Raw genomic sequence first — 18312 nt, forward strand, 5'->3', positions numbered from 1 at the left:
GCCGTGAAGTTCGGCGTCTGGTCGGCTGACGCAGATGGTGTCGACCAGGTAGAGGGCCCGGCCGGCAGCAGGCCGAGGATGTCGGACGACGAACAGATGGAGACCGGCCGGGACGGATTCTGGTCGCAGAGCTCACCCACGAGCGGCCGGACACCGTTCCCCGAGGGGACAGAGTCGTCTAAGGGCTGATCAGCACGGCCCCCGATTCGTTCGCGAAGACCAGCCGGTGCCGAACCTGGCTGGGCCCGCCACACCCTGATCGCACCATGAGCGGGCACAGCTATGCCAAGTTTCATCCGAATTGCGAGAAAGAGGTGTTATGGATACCTCCACAAGGAGGCAGGATTTAGCGGGGCGAGCGCCTTTCCGCCGAGCCGTCGTCACCGGAGGTTGCGGATTCGTCGGCTCCCACCTGTGCGATCTGCTACTCGACAGCGGTGTCGACGTGGTGTGCGTTGACAACCTTCTTACGGGCTCAGCGGACAACATCGTGCATCGGCAGACGGATGGCCGTTTCGAGCTGCTGGTTCACGATGTCACCCATCCGCTCTCGATACAGGGCGCTGTTGACCTAGTACTGCATCTCGCTTCGCCGGCCTCCCCACAGGACTACATGCGCCTGCCGATCGAGACCCTCCAGGTCGGCTCGTTGGGAACGCTCAACATGCTGGAACTGGCCCGGCGCAAGAAGGCCCGCTTCATACTCGCCTCCACCTCTGAGGTGTACGGCGACCCGCTTGAACATCCGCAGCGCGAGTCGTACTGGGGCAATGTCAATCCGGTCGGGCCGCGCAGCGTGTACGACGAGGCGAAGCGGTTCGCCGAGGCGGCGACCATCGCCTACCGCACCGAGCATGGCGTCGACGCCGCGATCGTGCGGATCTTCAACACGTTCGGGCCGCGGATGCGTGCCGAGGACGGGCGGGCGGTACCGACCTTCATCCGCCAGGCGTTGGCGGGCGAACCGCTGACCGTCACCGGCGACGGCTCGCAGACACGTTCGCTGTGCTACGTGGACGACACCGTCCGTGGCATCCTCGCCGTCGCCGCAGGTCATCACGCCGGCCCTCTGAACCTGGGCAACGCCGCCGAGACCACGGTCCTGGAGCTTGCACATCTGGTCCGCGAACTGTGCGGATCCTCGTCTCCGATCAAGTTCGTTGACCGCCCGGTCGACGACCCGGGCCGTCGCAGGCCCGACCTCGCCTTGGTCTGGGAGAAGTGCGGCTGGAAGCCGGAGACCGACCTTCGCAAGGGCCTCAGCACCACCATCGACTGGTTCGCCAACCAGCTCACCCCCACCGCAGCGAGGGAACGATGACCCAGCATCCACCGCGCCCGACCGGCGCCTTAGCGTCGCCACTCGGCGAGGAGCCGCTCCGAGACTTTCATACGGACGGCTACACCGCTCTTCCCCAGCAGGTTACTGGGGTGGCGCTTGAAGCACTCCGCATCGAGGCTGCCAACCTGATCCGGCGCTTCACCCATGACGGCTTCCGGTCGCCCGACTACTGGTACTTCACACCCGCCGGCACCGATACACCCGTCCTCTACCGGATCCACAACCTGCAGGACCAGGGCGCACCGGAATCGGCACGCTTCTACACCGACGGAAGTCCCCTGCACCTTCTGGCCGCCGCCATCCTTGGCGGCCCCGTCCGCGCCACCGCCTGCGCCATGATCGTCAAGCTGCCCGAGGTGGCCGCCCCCGTGCCCTGGCACCGCGACCGGACCGATGTGCCGCCCCACACCGTGTGCAACCTGAGCGTCTTCCTCGACGACTCCGACCCGGGCAACGGATGCCTGGAATTCGTCCCCGGCTCGCACTTCCAGCCCGACGGCGAGGACGCCGAAGCGCTCCAGGCGCAGGGCCCTGTCCGCGCGGTCTCGCTCGCAGCGGGTGACGTAGCCGTCCACGACGTACGCATCGCCCATGCCTCGCGCTGCAACACCTCCCCGCGCATCCGGCGCAGCATCGTTGTCGAGTTCGCCCTCGCAGACCTGGAGCTGCCGTGATCGGCCCCCACTCCGCCGGACAGGCGCCGCTCGTGCGGGTAGCGACGATTACGGTTGGCACCAACGAGCGCCGCTGGCTGGAGCCCTGCTTAGCCTCACTCCTGGAGAGCGACATCCCCGGGATCGACCTGGCGGTCTGGTATGTCGACAACAACTCCCACGACGGCAGCACCGCCTTCGTGAAGGACCGCTTCCCGCAGGTGCGGATCATCCAGAACGAAGGGAACGTCGGCTTCGCCCGCGCCAACAACATCGGCATGCGTGCGGCGCTCGACGACGGCGCCGACTACGTCTTCCTCGTCAACCCGGACACCCAGACTCCGAAGTCCCTGCTGCGCGACCTGACCGAGTTCATGGAGACCTGGACCGACTACGGCGTGGTCGGCCCCATGCAGTACGAGTACGACGAGTCGAGCAGCATCGCCCTCGACGCGTACAACGACTGGTCAAAGACCGCTCTGCGCTGGGGCGAGCAGCACGCCTTCGCCAGTGACTGGCCGAACCACCCATCACCCGCCGGCCCGCCCGAGGGGCGAGCCCCGAACACCCTGGAACACGCGTACGTCCAGGGGGCGGCCTTCTTCGTCCGCGCCGCGCTGCTACGCACCGTCGGACTCTTCGACGAGGTCTTTCATACGTACTACGAGGAGACCGACCTGTGTCGTCGCGCCCGCTGGGCCGGCTGGCGCGTCGCCCTCCTGCTCAACCTCGGGATACAGCACTACGGCGGCGGTGGAACCACGGGTAGCAGTTACCGGCGCGTCCAGATGCGCCGCAACCGCTACTACTACCTCCTCACCGACATCGAATGGCACCCACTGCCCATGCTGCGGCTGGCGACCCGGTGGCTGAAGGACGATCTGCGCGGGCATGGCGTGGGCGGAGTCACCACCTGGTGGCGCGGGACGTGGGAGACCGCCGAGGCCGTGCGCTGGCTCATGCGCCGCGCACCATTGATGCGGGCCCGCCGCCGCGCCCACCGCCAGCTCGGCCGACGGACGGACAGTCACAGTCGTCCGCAGGCGAGGAGCGCACGATGACCACACCCCGGATTCTGTTTGCTGGCGTCTTCCACTGGAACGCGGGCTCCAGCCACATGATCGCCGAGTACTCCCAGGTCGCTGCAACGGCGGGATGCGAAGTCGGCGTCTCCAGTCAACTGTCGCGCCTGGACGGCACGGTGAACGGCCACCTGCCGCTCGTGGACGACCTCACCTGGGCGACCCACCTCGTCCTCGTCTTCGAGAGCAGGCAGTTCCTCTCGGCCCAGCAGCGTGAACTCTGCGAGGCCGTGCCGCGGCAGCGGCGGATCGTCGTCGATCCCGACGGCCACTGGGGTCCGTACGTCACCGCCGGCGTGGACGACAACGCGGGTGCGGACACCGTCGAGTCCTGGCACAAGCTGTATGCCGACCTCAGCGATCTGGTCCTGCAACCGCGCATGAACGAACGTCTTCCCGACGGAGCCGAGTTCTTCAGCTACTTCGGTATGCCGGACATCCATCGGCTCGCCAGCGACCTCCCGCACCCGCAAGCACTCCCGTACGAGCTGCAGTACGTCGGCGCGAACTGGTGGCGCTGGAGCGAGATGACCAGCCTCATCCGGGCCGCAGCCGCAGCCCGGCCGCCGATCCGGCGCATCCGCGTGTGCGGACGCTGGTGGACCGGCGACCCGCACCCCGACCACCTGACCGCCACCGCCAACGTGTCCGGCTGGATGCAGGATCACCGTGTCGAGGTGGCACCACCCGTTCCGTTCGGACAGGTGATCTCCACCATGTCCCAGGCGGCGATCACGCCGGTGCTGGCCCGTCCGCTGCTCGCGCGGATGGAACTCCTGACCCCTCGCATGTTCGAGACCCTGGCTTCGGGCAGCATCCCCGCGCTCTGGCCGGACCTGGGCTACCTGTCCGCACTCTACGGCGACGACACGGAGCTGTTCCTGCTCGACGACGATCCCGCCGAGAGCCTCGCCCGAATGATCCGCGAGCCGATCCGGTACCGCGAGCGGCTGGCGACCATCCAGCGCCGAGTACACGAACGCTTCAACTACCGCGCAGTTCTGGCCGAACTCATCCGGTTCACCCGATGAGCCCTGAAAGGTGTGCTGTGCCCAACGTCCTGATCACCGGCATCACCAGCTGTGAGAGCCGCGGCGTCGAGGCCCTTGCCCGCTCCATCATCGAGCAGCTGAACACCGAAGGCAGCAAAGGAGGCAACAACGTCACCGTCCTCACCCAGACCCCGGTGCTCGACGCGGAAGCCCTCGCCCCCACCGGCACCCGTTGCGTGGCCGATCCGTTCGTCGTCTCCCGTTCCTGGCAGCAGATGCGCCCCCAGGAGAGCCCTGCCGAACTGGCCGCACGCCGCGAGCAGCTCCTCGCCGAAACCGATCTGGTCATCGCCACCGGTGGCGACCTGCACACCTCGGACTACGGGGTCTCCACGCCGTACCTTCGTGCCCTCACCGCCGCGCAACAGCGGGACATCCCGACGGTCATGATCGGCCAGTCCGTCGGACCCTTCGACGACCCGGCCGATGCCGCGGCGTGGCTCACGGTCGCCGCCCGGTGCCATCTCCTCACCGTCAGGGAGAGCGTCTCCCTCGGCTATCTCGTGGGCAAGCTCGGCCTTCCCGAGCACCGTGTGCGGCTGTCCTCCGACCCCGCCTTCCTGCTGCCGGCAGCCACCGGCGAGCGGATTTCGGCCGTGCTCGGACCGCTGGGGCTCGCCCCTGAAGACCCCTACCTCTGCCTCGCTCCCAGTCAGGGCATCACCCGCTTCAGCACCCTGGAGGATTCCCAGCACGCGGCAGCGCTGACTCGACTGGCCACCTCCCTCGTCCGCACCCGGAAGATGCCGGTCGTCCTCGTCCCGCACTGCCACGACTCCCGCCCACACAACGACGACCGCATCCTCGCCGCCCGCATCGCCGAAGCTGCCGGCATGCCCGAGGTCATGGCGCTGCCGGGCACACTGACAGCCTCCGACTACAAGGGCGTGCTGTCACAGGCCGAACTCGTCATGTCCGAGCGCCTGCACGCCGCGATCGGCGCACTGTCCGGCGGCACCCCGGCCATCGCGATCGGCCACTCTCACAAGTTCAACGGGGTGCTCGCCGAAACCTACGGCGACACGGTCGACGTCGACGGCATCCACGCGGACGTCCGCACTTTCGCCCAGGACGCCACCGTCATCGACCGGCTCGTCAACGACACCGACGCGACCGTACTGCGCACCACCCTGCGGCAGCGGCTTCCGCTGATCACGGACCGCGCCCGCAGCGACTTCGCTCAGATCAGCAAGCTCCTCGGAGCCTGAACCACCAGTCGCACAGGGCGGGCGCCTGCCCGCACGGCATCTCGCACCACCCGCTGCGGCCCGCTCCGGGGCAGCAGCGGGACCCCACTCAAGCCATGGGAGACACGACATGCCCACGCATCTGGTGACCGGCGGCGCCGGTTTCATCGGGTCCCACCTCGCCGCGTCCTTGATCGAGCGCGGCGACGACGTCGTCGTCCTGGACAACCTCGACGGCGGCAAGACCGAGAACGTACCCGACGGCGCGACCCTCCTCGTCGGCTCGGTTGCCGACCAGGCAACGGTCGCCGAACTCTTCGCCTCTTACCGCTTCGACGGTGTCTACCACTTGGCCGCCTTCGCCGCCGAAGGCATCAGCCACGCCGTCAAACACCACAACTACTCCGTCAACCTGCTCGGCAGCATCAACCTGATCAACGCCTCACTCGCCGCCAAGGTCAGGTTCTTCGGCTTCGCCTCGTCGGTCGCCGTGTACGGTCACGGACACGTCCCCATGCGCGAGGACGAGCGCCCCGTCCCCGCCGATAGCTACGGCAACGCGAAGCTCGCCGTCGAGCGCGAACTCGCCGTCACCATGAAGCTGCAGGGCCTGCCGTACTTCGCCCTGCGCATGCACAACGTCTACGGCGAGCGGCAGAACATGGGCGACCCGTACCGCAACGCCGTCGCCATCTTCCTCAACCAGATCATGCGCGGCGAGCCGATCAGTGTGTACGGAGACGGCAGCCAGATCCGCGCCTTCACCTACGCCCCGGACATCGTCGGCACCTTCCTCGCCGCGGCCGACCAGCCGGCCGCCTGGGGCCAAGTCCTCAATGTCGGTTCCTCGCATACCAGCACCGTGCTGGACATGGCGCTCGCCGTGCGCACCGCCATGGGCGTACCCGACCACCAGATCAAGCACTTGGCAGCCCGCGCCGAGGTCCACGCCGCGTACACCGACAACGGCCTCGCCCGTAGGACGCTCGGCGACTGGGCCGACACCCCGCTCGCCGAAGGTCTGCGACGCACCGCGGCCTGGGCCCGTAAGCACGGCCCCGTAGAACCCGTGACCTCCCTCAGCATCGAGAACGACACCGAGGACAAGCCCGAGTGGTTCACCTGGGCCGCCGGACGGGCGGTCACGTCATGACGGGCCACACCCTGGCCATCGACGTCGGCGGCATCCTCTACTACGACGAGCCCTTCGACCTCGCCTGGCTCCAGGGCGTCTGGGAACTCACGCACGCGGACGATCCAACCCTCACCATGAAAGCCTTCCTCCAGGCGATGCGGGACTTCTACCAGGACCGCACGCCCGGATCACCGCCTCCCAGCCTCTTCCCACCCAACGGCACGAAAAGCTGGCAGAGCGTCCGCGAACACTGGACCTCGCTCGTCCAGCCCATTCCTGGAGCCGTCGACGCGCTCGGCCAACTTGCCGGGGAGTACGACGTGTGCATCGTCGCCAACCAGCCCCCGGAATGCCTCGCTGCCCTGTGTGCCATCGGCGTCGAGGACCAGGTCCAGCTCGTCGCCCTCGACTCCCTCGTCGGCTACGCCAAACCCGACCCCCGCCTCTTAAAGTGGGCCTTGGAGCGGCTGAGCTGGAAGCCGGAACACACCATGGTCGTCGGCGACCGGACCGACCACGACGCTGCTCCGGCCCTAGCTCTCGGCTGCTCCGCAGCGATCGTCAACGTCGACAGCGGATGGAACGCTCCTGCTGGAGTCGGTCCCGAGATCGTGACCGCCTACCGCGAGCTGAAAGCCCATCGTGACCACACAACCGAGGGAGGCGCGAGGCACTGCGCCGTCGCTGCCTTCGGAGACCTGGCCGATGTTCTCCGGGCAATCGGCCGCGATGAGAGCTGCCCACGGCCGAGCCAGGAGGTGCGCCTGTGACTCCCGGCGCCCACCTGCCCCTCACCATCGCCATCTGCAGCAACCGCCCTGATCTCCTGCCGGGAGCCGTCGCTCGTACCGCCGCGGCGATCGGCCCCCGAGACCGCCTGCTGATCATCGCGGATATGCCCGCCATCCACCTTCCCGCACTACCCTCGCGCTCCTCGCTGCCTCTCTCACGCATCCGCGTCATCTGCAATGAGGGAAACCAGGGACTCGCCTACAGCCGCAACAAGGCCATGAAGGAGGCCACGACACGGCACCTCGTCTTCCTCGACGACGACATAGTCCCCACCGTCGAGGCGCTGACGCAGATACGGGCCGCGCTGACCGCCGGTGCGCATGTCACCGGGACGAGGATCAGCGCCCATCTTCAGGGGCACCACTGTCCGTGGTTCCTCACCTCTGGCCAGCTGCACTACCTCGGATCCCATGTTCCTGCCCGGCCGGCGTCGATCTGGGGCGGCAGCTTCGCCATCGACTCCGAGCAGGCCCGCTTGCTCGGAGTCGGCTTCGACGAACGCCTCGGCCGGATCGGCGGCTCCCTCAACTCGGCCGAGGACACCACCTTCGTACGGGAGATGACCGCGCGCGGCGCCACCGCGACGGTCTTGCATGACGCCGAGGTCCAACACCTCATCCCCGCTCACCGGCTGACCCTGTCCTACTTGCTGCGCCGCGCCTTCTGGCAGGGGCGCAGTGAAGCACGGCGCAACGATGCGCGGCGAGGCATCGGGAAGGAATGGAACCGTAACTGGTCGGGGGACGGCCCCCGTCCAGTGCGAGCTGCCCTCGCTGTGCTCTACACCGCGAGCGTCCTCCTCGGAGTCCTCCGGGAGGCCATGGCCCAGAGCCCGACCGGCGCCGCCAATGTCGAGACCAAGGGTGACCGATGAAGGTGGCCATGGTCATTCCGCCGTATCGGTACGGGGCCGACCCCAGTCAGTGGATCACTGTGCCGCCCCAGGGCTACGGCGGTATCCAGTGGGTCGTAGCCACGCTCATGGACGGACTGCTGGAGGCCGGGTGCCAGATCCTGCTTCTCGGAGCCCCTGGAAGCCCCGTCCAGGCGGGAGTCACGGTGTCCGCCGCGGTTGAGACAGCCGAGATCCACGCCGCCATCGAGGCGTTCGCCCCGGACATCGTCCACGACCACTCAAACGCTGCCGCGCTTCCACCGGACGTGCTAAGGCCAACCGTGAGCACGCACCACCTCAACGGCGTGCCGGAGCGTCAGATCAACGGCATCTACCTCTCCTGCGCACAACGCACCGCCGCGGGGTCCGTGTCCGCCCCGGTGATCCGGCTACCGGTCAATCCCTCGCGATATCCATTCCAGGAGGCGAAGGACGACTACCTGCTCTTCTTGGGTCGGGTCTCCGCACACAAGGGCGTACGCGAGGCGGCGGCATTCGCACGCGCCGCCGGCCTGCCGCTGACCGTTGCCGGACCAGCCTGGGAGAAGGACTACCTGGACGCCTTGCTGGCCGACTTCCCGCACACCGTCCGCTACGTAGGCGAAGTCGGCGGCGGCACCCGTACCCGACTCATCGCACGCGCCCGGGCACAACTCGTGCTGTCTCAGCCCTGGGGCGGCCCGTTCGGCGGACGATGGATCGAGCCCGGCGCCACCGTGGTCTCGGAGGCCGCAGCCAGCGGCACCCCGGTGATAGCCAGCGACAACGGTTGCCTGCCTGAGATCGTCCCCGGCGTCGGCACGGTACTACCGGTCGGGCAGAACATCACCCTCGGAGACGCGAAGCGGGTGCTGGCATCGCTGCCCACGGCCCAGGCCGTGCGCGAAACAGCGGTCGACCGATGGGGCCACCACACCATCGCGCGCCAGTACCTCGCGGTCTACAAGAGAGCGGTCAGCGGCAAGGTCTGGACGTGACCTCGGCAGATCACGCCGAGCGCTGCCTCGCGAGACGCTGACGGCGCGCCTCGTAGAGAACGACGGAGGCGGCGTTCGACGCGTTCAGGGAGCTGGCCGAGCCCGTCATCGGAATGCTGATCACGTGGTCGCAGAGCTCACGCCAGGCCGCACTGAGGCCCGCGGTCTCATTGCCGATCAGCAGCAGGACCGGCTGGGTCAGGTCGAATTCCGAGACTTCGGCGTCACCGTTCTCGTCCGTGCCGACTACGGCCACCGGCCGCCCCTGAGTGCGCACCTTCTCCAGCCACTCCATGACCTCGTGGTGCGACTGGCTGCGCACCACGGGCACGGCGAAGAACGACCCCGTGGAGGCACGCACCGACTTGGGGTCGTACGGATCCGCAGCGTGTCCGGTCACGATGAGCCCGTCGGCACCGAACGCGTCGGCCGACCGCACGATGCTTCCGATGTTGCCGGGCTGCGTCGGCCGGTCGAAGACAAGACCGAGAAAGTCGTCGTGGACCTTGATCCGCGACAGACTGTCCGGCGCCATCTCGACCACCGCTAGGACCTCCGCAGCCCCGTCGGCCTTCTCGCTGAGCTCGGCGAGCAGCTGCGGTGCCATCGCTACGCGCTCGGCACCGATGCCGCGAAGTAGATCCTCAGCCCATCGGGAGAGCGGGCGGCTGGCGTCGTAGAGCAGGGAACGAATGGTCCAGCCGTGCTCCACGGCCATCGTGATCGGACGTACGCCCTGGACCAGGAACTCCTTGGCACGCCCTCGCTTGGTGCGGTTGTTGAGCAGCGTCTGCAGCTGCTGGAAACGGGCATTGCGGGTCGTGATCCGCTGCACTGCTACCCGTCCTCCAAGCCAAAGATGAACATTTGCTAGCCCGGCCGTCCCTCGGTGAACCACGACACCGGGCAACCAGCAGGTTACACGCCCCGCAGAGGTGACCATGTGTGCCCGACTCGTTACACCATGGGCTCGGTCGCGATGTGCGCGGAGGTGAGGGCCGGCCAGTTTTCGAAAGGGGGCCGCTCGCGCCCAGGCGATGTGGTCGAACTCCTTCGGCGGAGCGCTGCGCCTCTCGAACCGGAGAACGGCCCGAAACCGTAGGAGTGGCGATCAAGCTGCGCTCCACTGGGCCTGACCGTCTTCGTTCCTGAGCGTTTCAATGCGGTAGCCAAGCTGCTTGCCAGCCGCTTCGTCGCCACGGTCCGCACGCCGAATGAAGGAACCGAGTGTGTGTAGGTCACGGATTCCGCAGAGGACCCGAAGGCCAGGCCACTCCCTGATGTCATAGCCGTACCGAAGGCTGAATTCGTCCAGTTCCTCAGTGCTACGACCGAAGCGGATGCCTTGGAATGTGTTCGCCAGGTCGATCTCGCGTGGACCGAATGATGCCTCGTCCCAGTCACCGAGCCTCACCTCTTGGCCGTCCCACAACGTGTTGCCTGGATACGCGTCGGCGTGGAGATGACCGTACCCGAGAGGAAATTCCAGATCCCTGTAGGACTCCAGGAGCTCACCTCGGCGTGCGGTGAGCCATTCACGCTGAGATGACGTCAGGTAGGTGCTGGCGTCCAGCGCAACCTTGAGAGAGGCGAGTGGCTCGTACTCCGGCAGCTCGAGAGGTGGGGACGGCAGATCATGCAGGGATCGCAGCAGGCTCCCCAGGTGCCCGGCCGGCGGGGTGCTCGATGCTGGCTGCGGGTAGTGCCGCCAGAACGTGATGACGTACGAGCTCTCCGCTACTGGCTGTGAGACATCCGCTGGTTCTGTCGCGGGGAAGCCGCGCGCGAGGAGCCAGCGTGTCAGAGAAACGGCAGTTTCGAGGCGCTGCCGCTGCGGAGCTGAGCTCACCCGGACCACGATGCCTTCATCCGGCAGCAGGAACACCGAGGTGGCGTGGTTATGAAGCGGAGTGAGAGACCGGCCGTCCAATCCTGAAAGCCGGCAGGCAGCGCGGGCGGCGGACTCGGGAGAGACCGTCGTTGTCATGAGGTGAGGGCCTTCGCTCGGGTGTCGATCGCCTGATAGCCGCGTGTCGCGTCTGCAAGCTCGCGGGCAATCCGGCTGCGGGCGAGCCGCGGGTCTTCTAGAAGCCTAGCCACTCCCTGCATAGCGTCGCCGATCTGCCGGATCCGCCTGTCCTCGGGGAGTTCGAGGATGGGCTGGAGCTGCTCGCCAGCTCCCTCGATCTCCCCTGCGGCTATGCGTGCGGTGACGATGTCGAGCCGCGCCAGGGCCTCATCACCGTACGACCGTTGTTCCCTCGGACCACCCTCATACAGTTCGATCGCTGCGGTAGCGTGCTTCTCGGCCTCGTGGTGGTCACCGAGCAGCGCGTAGGTTCCGCCGATGTAGTACTCCTGCTTGGCCTCTGGGAACGTGAGCAGCCCGCCGAATCGGGTGAGGCCGTCTGCGGCTGTTCGTTGATCGCGGGCACGCTGCAGTTCTTCGAGCGCGGCCAGTGCTGTGCTGCGGTCGCCGATGCGTGCGGCAGCCCTGGCTTCGATCGCGGCCGTCCTGATCCGCGTCTCGCCGCTGGGTGCCAGTCCGGTCGCTTGCTTTGTGTAGTCGAGGGCTGTGCGCTGGTGAGTCGACCATTCGGCGATCAGTGCCGCTGTTCCCTTCACCCAAGCACGCAGATCGGTGTGGCCGGCGTGCTCTGCGAATGTCCATGCCGTCTGGAGTTGGGCCACTGCAGAATCCTGGTCACCAAGGTTCTGTGAGGCGTGTGCGAGGAGCAGGCAACTGGTGCCGCCGAGGAGGAACAATTCGCAGGTCTGGCGCGGCGGCTGATGGCCACTCAGCAACGAGAAGATCTGATCTCTCGTGGACAGGAGATCCCTGAAGAGGGGATATAGCGGAGCGTGGACGTAGTCGGTCGCGATTCTCGCGATCCTGGACTCCAGTTCCTCGAGTTCCACATCACTCACGTTGCTCTTGGTGATTTCCTCGGTGAACTGCAGCGATTCTGCGGCAGCCTGTGCCGCCAGGTCGTGTAGGCCGACCGTGCGTCCTGTGCTCACAGGATCAATCTTGTGAGCAACTCGTCCTGGCGGCGAAGGCGTCGCCGACGTGGAATGCGCGTCGTGTTCACGGAACGGAGGGGGAAGCAGGGCGTGAGGTGTTTCAATGCCGCTCAGGAACTTGGCGACCTTGTCCAGGTTCGTTAAGCGACGGGTTCCCGCTTCCAGCATTGACAGGAAGCCTTGGCTCAGCCCGGTCATGTGAGCCATGTCGTCTTGACGTAGCCTCGCCCGTGTGCGGATGAGGCGACTTGCCCGGCCAAAGTCCCATGCAGCAATCGCGGTTTGGACTTCGACATCGTGCCAGACAGCGTCTGGCACGCGAGGCCCAGCGTGGACATCGAATCGCCTGTCGCGTGCACACGCTGCACATCGGTCGTCTTGGTTGTATTGGCTCAGCCGACATCCGCAGTCCGCGCACACTCGAGCGTGCTTCCGCATCGCACCCCCGTTTCTCGTCCGCGCGCGACAGCGTATGTCGGGGCACTCAAATGCTCCTATCACTCGTGTGATACGGGCAGCTGAGACGTACCGCCGGCGAGTCGCTGTCACTCGTGGTTGACGGTGACGGCGGTGATCACGCTCAGGAGCTGAGAGACGTCTTCAAGGCTGTCGAGTACCACCTCGGCTCCCGCCGACGCTAGTTGGCTGGAGGTGGTCTTGCCGGACGCGATTCCGATTACCGGTGCGCCGCCTGCAAGACCAGTACGGACGTCCTCGAGGGAGTCCCCGATGATGACGGTGTTGGAGCGGGCAAAGGCCGCCCCATGCTTTGCCTGAGCGCGTTTCTGGGCGACGGCGACGAGCGCCGGACGGTGCGCATCGTCAGAGGAGTATCCGCCGATCTCCGTGTCGAGGAACCCATCGAGGTGGAACGCTTCGAGCTTCAACAGTGCGTTGGGCCGGAGATTCCCTGTAACAACCGTCGGTACGAGGTTCGCCTGTGCGTGCACCGCTTTCAGGGCAGGCACGGCACCGGGCATGAGGACTCCTTGCTCACGTAGGTCCTGCGCATGTGCCGCGAGACGCCGTGGCAGGAGCTCCACCATGCGAGGGAGCAACTCAGGGACTTCCAGTTCCGGGACGCCGTTGTCGAGAAGCAGGGACCGGATCGCGAGGGGCATGGTTACGCCAGTACCCCGGGCCGGTAGCTGCTCCGCAGGGCGCCCGACGACCTCGGCGAAGGTCTCGCGGTAGACCTGACGGTCGATGTCGCCGACGTACAGCAGAGTGCGGTCGATGTCCCACAATACGAGGACCCGCTGGGTCTCGCTCAATTTCGGCCTCCTGCTCCCGTCACGGTGGCGGCTCGTTCCAGTACCTCCTGAGCGTACGGGGTGTGGATCACCGGTTGGAGCCGGCGGAGCATGGCCTGGACATGATCGTTCAGGCGAGCAGACTCGAGCTGTTCGGCGAGATCGAGGGCTTCGTGCGCCGCGGCGCATCCAGCTTCGAGATCCGCTTGGTCGATGTGGGCGGTAGCAGCACGGGAGAGGAACAGGGCCTTGGTGCGGTGGTCGGTCGGGTTGAGAGCTTGACGCGCCTTGGTGAAGCTCGAGACAGCGTTGCCTGGGTCGCCCAAATCGAGGTAACAGCTGCCGGCCTGTCCATGAATCTCGCCCTCGTTGATCCAGTACAGCCACTGAGGATCGCGTTCTGAGCGCCCTTTTGCGCAGAGTTCGGCTGCTCTTCCGAGTGCGGCGAGGGCCGCTTGTCGCTCGCCGAGTTTCGCGTGTCCGCGTGCCTGTCGGGTCAGCAGCATGGCTTCGAGCGCGGGAGTGCCGAGCTTCTTGACCTTCTCACGTGCCCGGTGTGCTGCGGTGACAGCGTGGTGCGGCGCTCCGGTGGAATAGCCGTGGATTGCGATGTAGGACAACGCGCCGGCACCGAGTCGGGCATCTCCCGATGCCTTGGCAGCACGGAGCCCGGCGTACAGATACCCCAGCGTCCGGTCACGCTGGCCGGAGTCGAAGACGAACCAGCCAGTCTGCGTAGCAGTGTCGGCGATGACGGCTGCGAGCTGCCGTCCCGTCGTTTCGTCGTACGACGTGTGTTCCACGAGGTGCGTGAGAAACCGCAAGTGCTTGTCACCCAGCGCTGTGAGGGTTCCGCTGCCGTCGCTTGCATCCATGCTCCGAAGGCTGTCCGTCGTGCGCTGGAGCCCATCGAGCAGACTGTGCGAGAGGCGGCTTCCCCCGGCCGCGCGACGTAGGGGCTCGGCCTCGGCTATGTCCCACTGGTTCACGAAGGCGGTCAGCGCTATGCCGCTTGCGGTGAGGAACTGCCGACGGTCCATCGTGCTGCCTCCTACCGCAGAGTCCAGTGCTGCCACCATACGGGCTGCGGTCCAGGGCAGGGTCGGGTCCGCGTCGCCAGCGAACGGGTCCGAGATTGGTTGCGGCACGTTTGCCCTGGCCTGAGGGACGGGGAGCGGGACGAGTTCGGTGGGCACGCCCAGGCCCGTCAGGAACTCGACGATCTTGTCGATGTTGGTGAGGCGCCGACTGCCCGCCTCCAGCATGGACAGGAATGCCTGACTCAGACCGGTGAGCTGAGCCATGTCCCCTTGCCGGAGCGAACCGCGCAGTCGGATCAGGCGACTGGCCTGGCCGAAGTCCCATGCGGCGAGCGCAGTATGGACATCCGGGTCGGACCAAACATAGTCCGGCACGATAGGGGTGTGTTGTTGGAGGACGCGGGATCGAGCACAGGCGAAGCACAGCGTGTCGGTGTTGTAGCTGCTCAGTTGGCCACCGCACCGGTCACAGCTCCGCATCGGCTGCTGATGCACGTCATGCCTCCCCACAAGTGAGCCCGCGCAACCCCAACTACTCCTGGTGAGCTGGAATCACACAAGTGATATCACCTGCGGAATGTGTGCGCGGGACGTTTTGCCGCCAGTGTTGGGAGCCCCGGAGCGCGGCGCGCAGAGCGGGCCGAAAACTGATCATCGGCCCATCTGCTCGTCGCGCTAACGCGAACCAGTCGCTGATCCCTCAACGGAGTCCACTTTGTCCTCCGCACCACGAACAAGGTTGGCCTGCGGCCTGATCCTCTCCCCGCAGGGCACATTTCATGTGCCTCATTGGGCGGGAGCACCGGGCCACTGGATGGTGCACAGTGGCCGTTAGCATCTCCGCCGTTGTGCTCCTGGGCATCCTCGTCTTCATCTTCGTCAAGAAGAGCGGCCTGAATGCGGCGCATGCCATCGTGTGCAGTCTGTTCGGATTCTTCCTTGCGAGCACGTCGATGGCTCCGAGCATCAACCGGTTCGTTACCGGCATTGCAGACATGATCGGTCAGATTCGCTTTTAGGGCGACTCGTGTCATAGCCGGGCGCCCCATCCCGCCGAGTTGGTTGACGCCCCTACATTTTGCGGCCATTCCCCACAATTCCCCTGAGGCCCCCCTGATGGCAATCACGCTCAACCGGAGACGCACCTCGCATCCTGCTGCCCGCCCTCAGACGAGCAGCCCCGTCCAGCCTTCGGGGCGTGGCCAATCCCGATCCGAGGGCCCGTGATGCGTCTTGTGTATCACCCAGCGGGTCATGACGACGACCTGCGTGTGGCCTTGGAGGAGTTGGAGGCGGGCCGCTGGCGAACTACCAGGAAGCTGCTTCTGGACACTGGCACGCACTGGGCGCTGCGGACGTCGCGCACTCAGGTGCTGGCCGTGGCGGCAGCTCGGTCGGATGTGGTCGGCGTGTGGCTCCACGAGGAGCCTGGCTGCTACGACGCGCAGGTGATGAGTGCTCGCGTATCAGTCGAGCGGGCGCTGCGTGCGCACCGTCAACGGCATCCGGGGACATTGGAGTTGGAGTTCAAAGCGCGGCGCGAGGTGTTGCTCGCGGCTCGTCGCGTGCCGCAGGATCCGGTGCCGTGGGTGTGCCTCATGGCGTTGGCGCAGATTGACACCCGCCAGCTGCGTCATGAGCACCGTGCGGTGCCCGCCGAGCCGATGCTGCCGAGCGGTCCGTGGGGGTTGCTGTACGAGGTCAACCAGCGTGATCCGTACAACCGCGAGGCTTATCACCGCGTGCTGCAGTTCATGCTCGCACTCGACGGACTGCAGGCCGCGTCCCTGGCCAGCATCTTCGACTTCGGGCGATGGGTGGCGTCGCAGCGGCCCGTTGGGTCGCCGTTGTTGCTGCTGCCGGCGTACGCCCAGGTCGAGCAGCGGCGACGGTCGCAGGCTGACCCTTTGTGGCGGCGCCAGTGGGCGCAAGAGTCGACGCTCGACTACACGCTGAATGCCTTCTACGACTGGTTCCGCAAGGCGCCCGCTCGGGAGCGATCGGTGGCCGATCTGAACCTTCTCGCCTACGCGTTGTGGGCGGGCCACCAGTATGTGGAAGCCGCCGAGGTCTTCGAGGCGATGGGCCCATACGCGGCTCGCGAGCCGTGGGCCTCGGTGCATGACGGGGCTCCAGGGCCGGACCCCGGTACGGCTCTGCTCCTGAGAGCGCGTACAGAGTCACTTTCCTTCGCCCGCACACATAGACCCCGCACCAGGCCCCATCCGTGACATGGGACTTGGCATGGACCTGCTCACATTCTCTTCACCCTGGACCTTGGAGGTTGCCCATGTCTCGCTTGAGCCCTGGCCATCGCGCAACAGCCCGGAAGCCCGACGACGCGTACTTGCGGGAGCTCGGCTACGAGCCGGTGCTGACCCGGCGTATGGGACCGTTCGGGAACTTCGCGATCAGCTTCTCCGTCATCAGCGTCTTGTCCGGCTGCATGACCCTGTATGGGTTCGGTCTGAACACCGGCGGTCCGTCCGTGATGCTGTGGGGCTGGATCGTCGTGGGTGCCATGGTGATGTTCATCGGCGCCGGGCTGGCCGAGGTGACGTCCGCCTATCCGACCTCCGGGGCCTTGTACTACCAGGCGGAACAGCTCGGTGGCAGGAAGTGGGGCTGGTACACGGGCTGGCTCAACCTGTTGGGCCTGCTCGGCGCGATCGCCGGCATCGACTACGGGGCCGCGCTGTTCACGGGCGCGTTCCTGAACCTGCAGTGGGGCTTCGAGCCGACGCCCGGCAAGATCATGGTGATCTTCCTGTGCATCCTCGCCCTGCACCTCACACTGAACCTGTTCGGGGTCCGGCTGGTCAGCATCCTCAACAGCATCAGCGTCTGGTGGCACCTGGCCGGCGTCACTGTGATCGTCGGCGCGCTGGCGATCGTGCCCTCGCACCACCAGTCCACCGACTTTGTGTTCGGCGAGTTCGTCAACAACACCGGTTGGTCCAGCCCCTTGTACGTGGCGGTGCTCGGCCTGCTGTTGGCCCAGTACACGTTCTGCGGCTACGACGCCTCCGCGCACTTGTCGGAGGAGACCACGGACGCCCAGGTGTCCGCGTCCCGCGGGATCATCCACGCGATCGGCTGGTCCTGGCTGGCCGGATTCGTACTGCTGGCCGGCCTCACGTTCGCGATCCAGGACTACGCAGGCACCGTCGGCACGGCAACGGGGGTGCCGCCAGCGCAGATCTTCCTCGACGCTTTGGGCGTGGCCGGGGCGAAGGCACTGCTCCTGGTCGTGATCGTCGCCCAGCTGTGCTGCGGCAACGCCGAGACCGCCGCGGCCAGCCGCATGGTGTTCGCGTTCTCGCGTGACGGTGCGCTGCCGGGCTCGCAACTGTGGCGACAGGTGGACCGCCGTACGGGTACTCCGCGCAAGGCCGTGCTGCTGTCAGTGGTGTGCGCCGCGTTGCTGGCCCTGCCGAGCCTGTACAGCCCGGTCGCCTACGCGGCGATCACCAGCATCAACGTCGTCGGCATCACCCCGGCGTACGCGATCCCGATCTTCCTGCGGGTCAAGAACCGGCATCGGTTCAGGCCCGGCCCGTGGAACCTGGGCAGTTGGGGCGTGACCGTGGGCACGATCGCGGTCATCTGGGTGGCGTTCGTGACCGTCCTGTTCTGTCTGCCGCAGACCCGCCCCGACGGTGGCGCCCTCGTCACGGTCGACACGTTCAACTACGCCCCGGTGGCTCTACTGGTCGTGCTCGCGCTGGCGTGGGGGTGGTGGCACAAGCAGGGCAGCACGTACGAGGTGCCGGCCCAGAACTTCGACCGCTCGGGGAGCACGTACGCGGACGAGGTCGTGTGATGACGGGGACCATAACGGACAACGGCACGCCGGCACGCCACGTCTCTTCCTCCGCTG

General features: G+C 66.6%; 17 protein-coding genes. 12 read left to right on the top strand and 5 right to left on the bottom strand.

The window, feature by feature from the left end:
• Positions 1–319: 319 nt before the first annotated feature.
• The 9 genes from HCK00_RS23580 (at position 320) to HCK00_RS23620 (ending at position 9115) form a co-directional block, all read left to right on the top strand.
• On the top strand, positions 320–1321 hold the full coding sequence (locus HCK00_RS23580) for a UDP-glucuronic acid decarboxylase family protein (RefSeq protein ID WP_168104047.1): 1002 nt from the start codon (positions 320–322) through the stop codon (positions 1319–1321).
• The gene (locus HCK00_RS23585; protein WP_168104048.1) at positions 1318–2016 is read left to right on the top strand and encodes a phytanoyl-CoA dioxygenase family protein; all 699 of its coding nucleotides are present in this window, start codon (positions 1318–1320) and stop codon (positions 2014–2016) included. The genes HCK00_RS23580 and HCK00_RS23585 overlap by 4 nt, the downstream gene beginning before the upstream one ends.
• A complete protein-coding gene (locus HCK00_RS23590) occupies positions 2013–3056 on the top strand; it encodes a glycosyltransferase family 2 protein (protein WP_311765453.1) in 1044 nt (347 codons plus the stop codon). Before HCK00_RS23585 ends, HCK00_RS23590 begins: the two co-directional genes overlap by 4 nt.
• Positions 3053–4108 (top strand): glycosyltransferase, encoded by a 1056-nt coding sequence (locus HCK00_RS23595; RefSeq protein ID WP_168104049.1) that lies wholly within the window; start codon positions 3053–3055, stop codon positions 4106–4108. The genes HCK00_RS23590 and HCK00_RS23595 overlap by 4 nt, the downstream gene beginning before the upstream one ends.
• Before the next feature lie 17 nt (positions 4109–4125).
• Positions 4126–5337, top strand: coding sequence for a polysaccharide pyruvyl transferase family protein (locus HCK00_RS23600; protein WP_168104050.1), 1212 nt, complete (start codon positions 4126–4128; stop codon positions 5335–5337).
• Positions 5338–5446: 109 nt separating this feature from the next.
• Positions 5447–6469, top strand: a complete 1023-nt coding sequence (locus tag HCK00_RS23605; RefSeq protein ID WP_168104051.1) for an NAD-dependent epimerase/dehydratase family protein — start codon at positions 5447–5449, stop codon at positions 6467–6469.
• Positions 6466–7221 carry an HAD family hydrolase gene (locus tag HCK00_RS23610; RefSeq protein WP_168104052.1) on the top strand — a complete coding sequence of 252 codons (756 nt, stop codon included), beginning with the start codon at positions 6466–6468 and terminating at the stop codon, positions 7219–7221. The genes HCK00_RS23605 and HCK00_RS23610 overlap by 4 nt, the downstream gene beginning before the upstream one ends.
• Complete coding sequence (locus HCK00_RS23615) at positions 7218–8117, top strand: glycosyltransferase family 2 protein (protein ID WP_168104053.1); 900 nt, start codon at positions 7218–7220, stop codon at positions 8115–8117. The genes HCK00_RS23610 and HCK00_RS23615 overlap by 4 nt, the downstream gene beginning before the upstream one ends.
• Entirely contained in the window at positions 8114–9115 is a 1002-nt protein-coding gene (locus HCK00_RS23620) for a glycosyltransferase (RefSeq protein ID WP_168104054.1), read from the top strand. Before HCK00_RS23615 ends, HCK00_RS23620 begins: the two co-directional genes overlap by 4 nt.
• A 10-nt stretch (positions 9116–9125) precedes the next feature.
• Here the strand turns inward: HCK00_RS23620 and HCK00_RS23625 are convergent, their stop codons facing one another.
• The 5 genes from HCK00_RS23625 to HCK00_RS23645 all read right to left on the bottom strand — a co-directional run bounded on the left by HCK00_RS23625 (position 9126) and on the right by HCK00_RS23645 (position 14927).
• Complete coding sequence (locus HCK00_RS23625; RefSeq protein ID WP_168104055.1) at positions 9126–9950, bottom strand: RNA methyltransferase; 825 nt, start codon at positions 9948–9950, stop codon at positions 9126–9128.
• 276 nt (positions 9951–10226) lie between these two features.
• Positions 10227–11000: a phosphotransferase family protein gene (locus tag HCK00_RS23630; protein ID WP_311765454.1), complete on the bottom strand. Its 774-nt coding sequence runs from the start codon at positions 10998–11000 to the stop codon at positions 10227–10229.
• Positions 11001–11098: 98 nt separating this feature from the next.
• Positions 11099–12346 (bottom strand): NsdA family TPR-like regulatory protein, encoded by a 1248-nt coding sequence (locus HCK00_RS23635; RefSeq protein WP_240966068.1) that lies wholly within the window; start codon positions 12344–12346, stop codon positions 11099–11101.
• A gap of 338 nt (positions 12347–12684) precedes the next feature.
• On the bottom strand, positions 12685–13413 hold the full coding sequence (locus HCK00_RS23640; RefSeq protein WP_168104058.1) for an HAD family hydrolase: 729 nt from the start codon (positions 13411–13413) through the stop codon (positions 12685–12687).
• Complete coding sequence (locus HCK00_RS23645; protein ID WP_311765455.1) at positions 13410–14927, bottom strand: helix-turn-helix domain-containing protein; 1518 nt, start codon at positions 14925–14927, stop codon at positions 13410–13412. The genes HCK00_RS23640 and HCK00_RS23645 overlap by 4 nt, the downstream gene beginning before the upstream one ends.
• 329 nt (positions 14928–15256) lie before the next feature.
• Between HCK00_RS23645 and HCK00_RS23650 the strand changes: the two genes are divergently transcribed.
• From HCK00_RS23650 to HCK00_RS23660, 3 genes are all read left to right on the top strand, one after another.
• Positions 15257–15451 carry a hypothetical protein gene (locus HCK00_RS23650; protein WP_168104060.1) on the top strand — a complete coding sequence of 65 codons (195 nt, stop codon included), beginning with the start codon at positions 15257–15259 and terminating at the stop codon, positions 15449–15451.
• A gap of 207 nt (positions 15452–15658) precedes the next feature.
• Positions 15659–16663, top strand: a complete 1005-nt coding sequence (locus tag HCK00_RS23655; RefSeq protein WP_168104080.1) for a hypothetical protein — start codon at positions 15659–15661, stop codon at positions 16661–16663.
• Positions 16664–16722: 59 nt separating this feature from the next.
• Entirely contained in the window at positions 16723–18255 is a 1533-nt protein-coding gene (locus HCK00_RS23660) for an amino acid permease (protein WP_168104061.1), read from the top strand.
• Positions 18256–18312: the final 57 nt, after the last annotated feature.

This window comes from Streptomyces zingiberis, assembly GCF_012034935.1.
Lineage (GTDB): Bacteria > Actinomycetota > Actinomycetes > Streptomycetales > Streptomycetaceae > Streptomyces > Streptomyces zingiberis.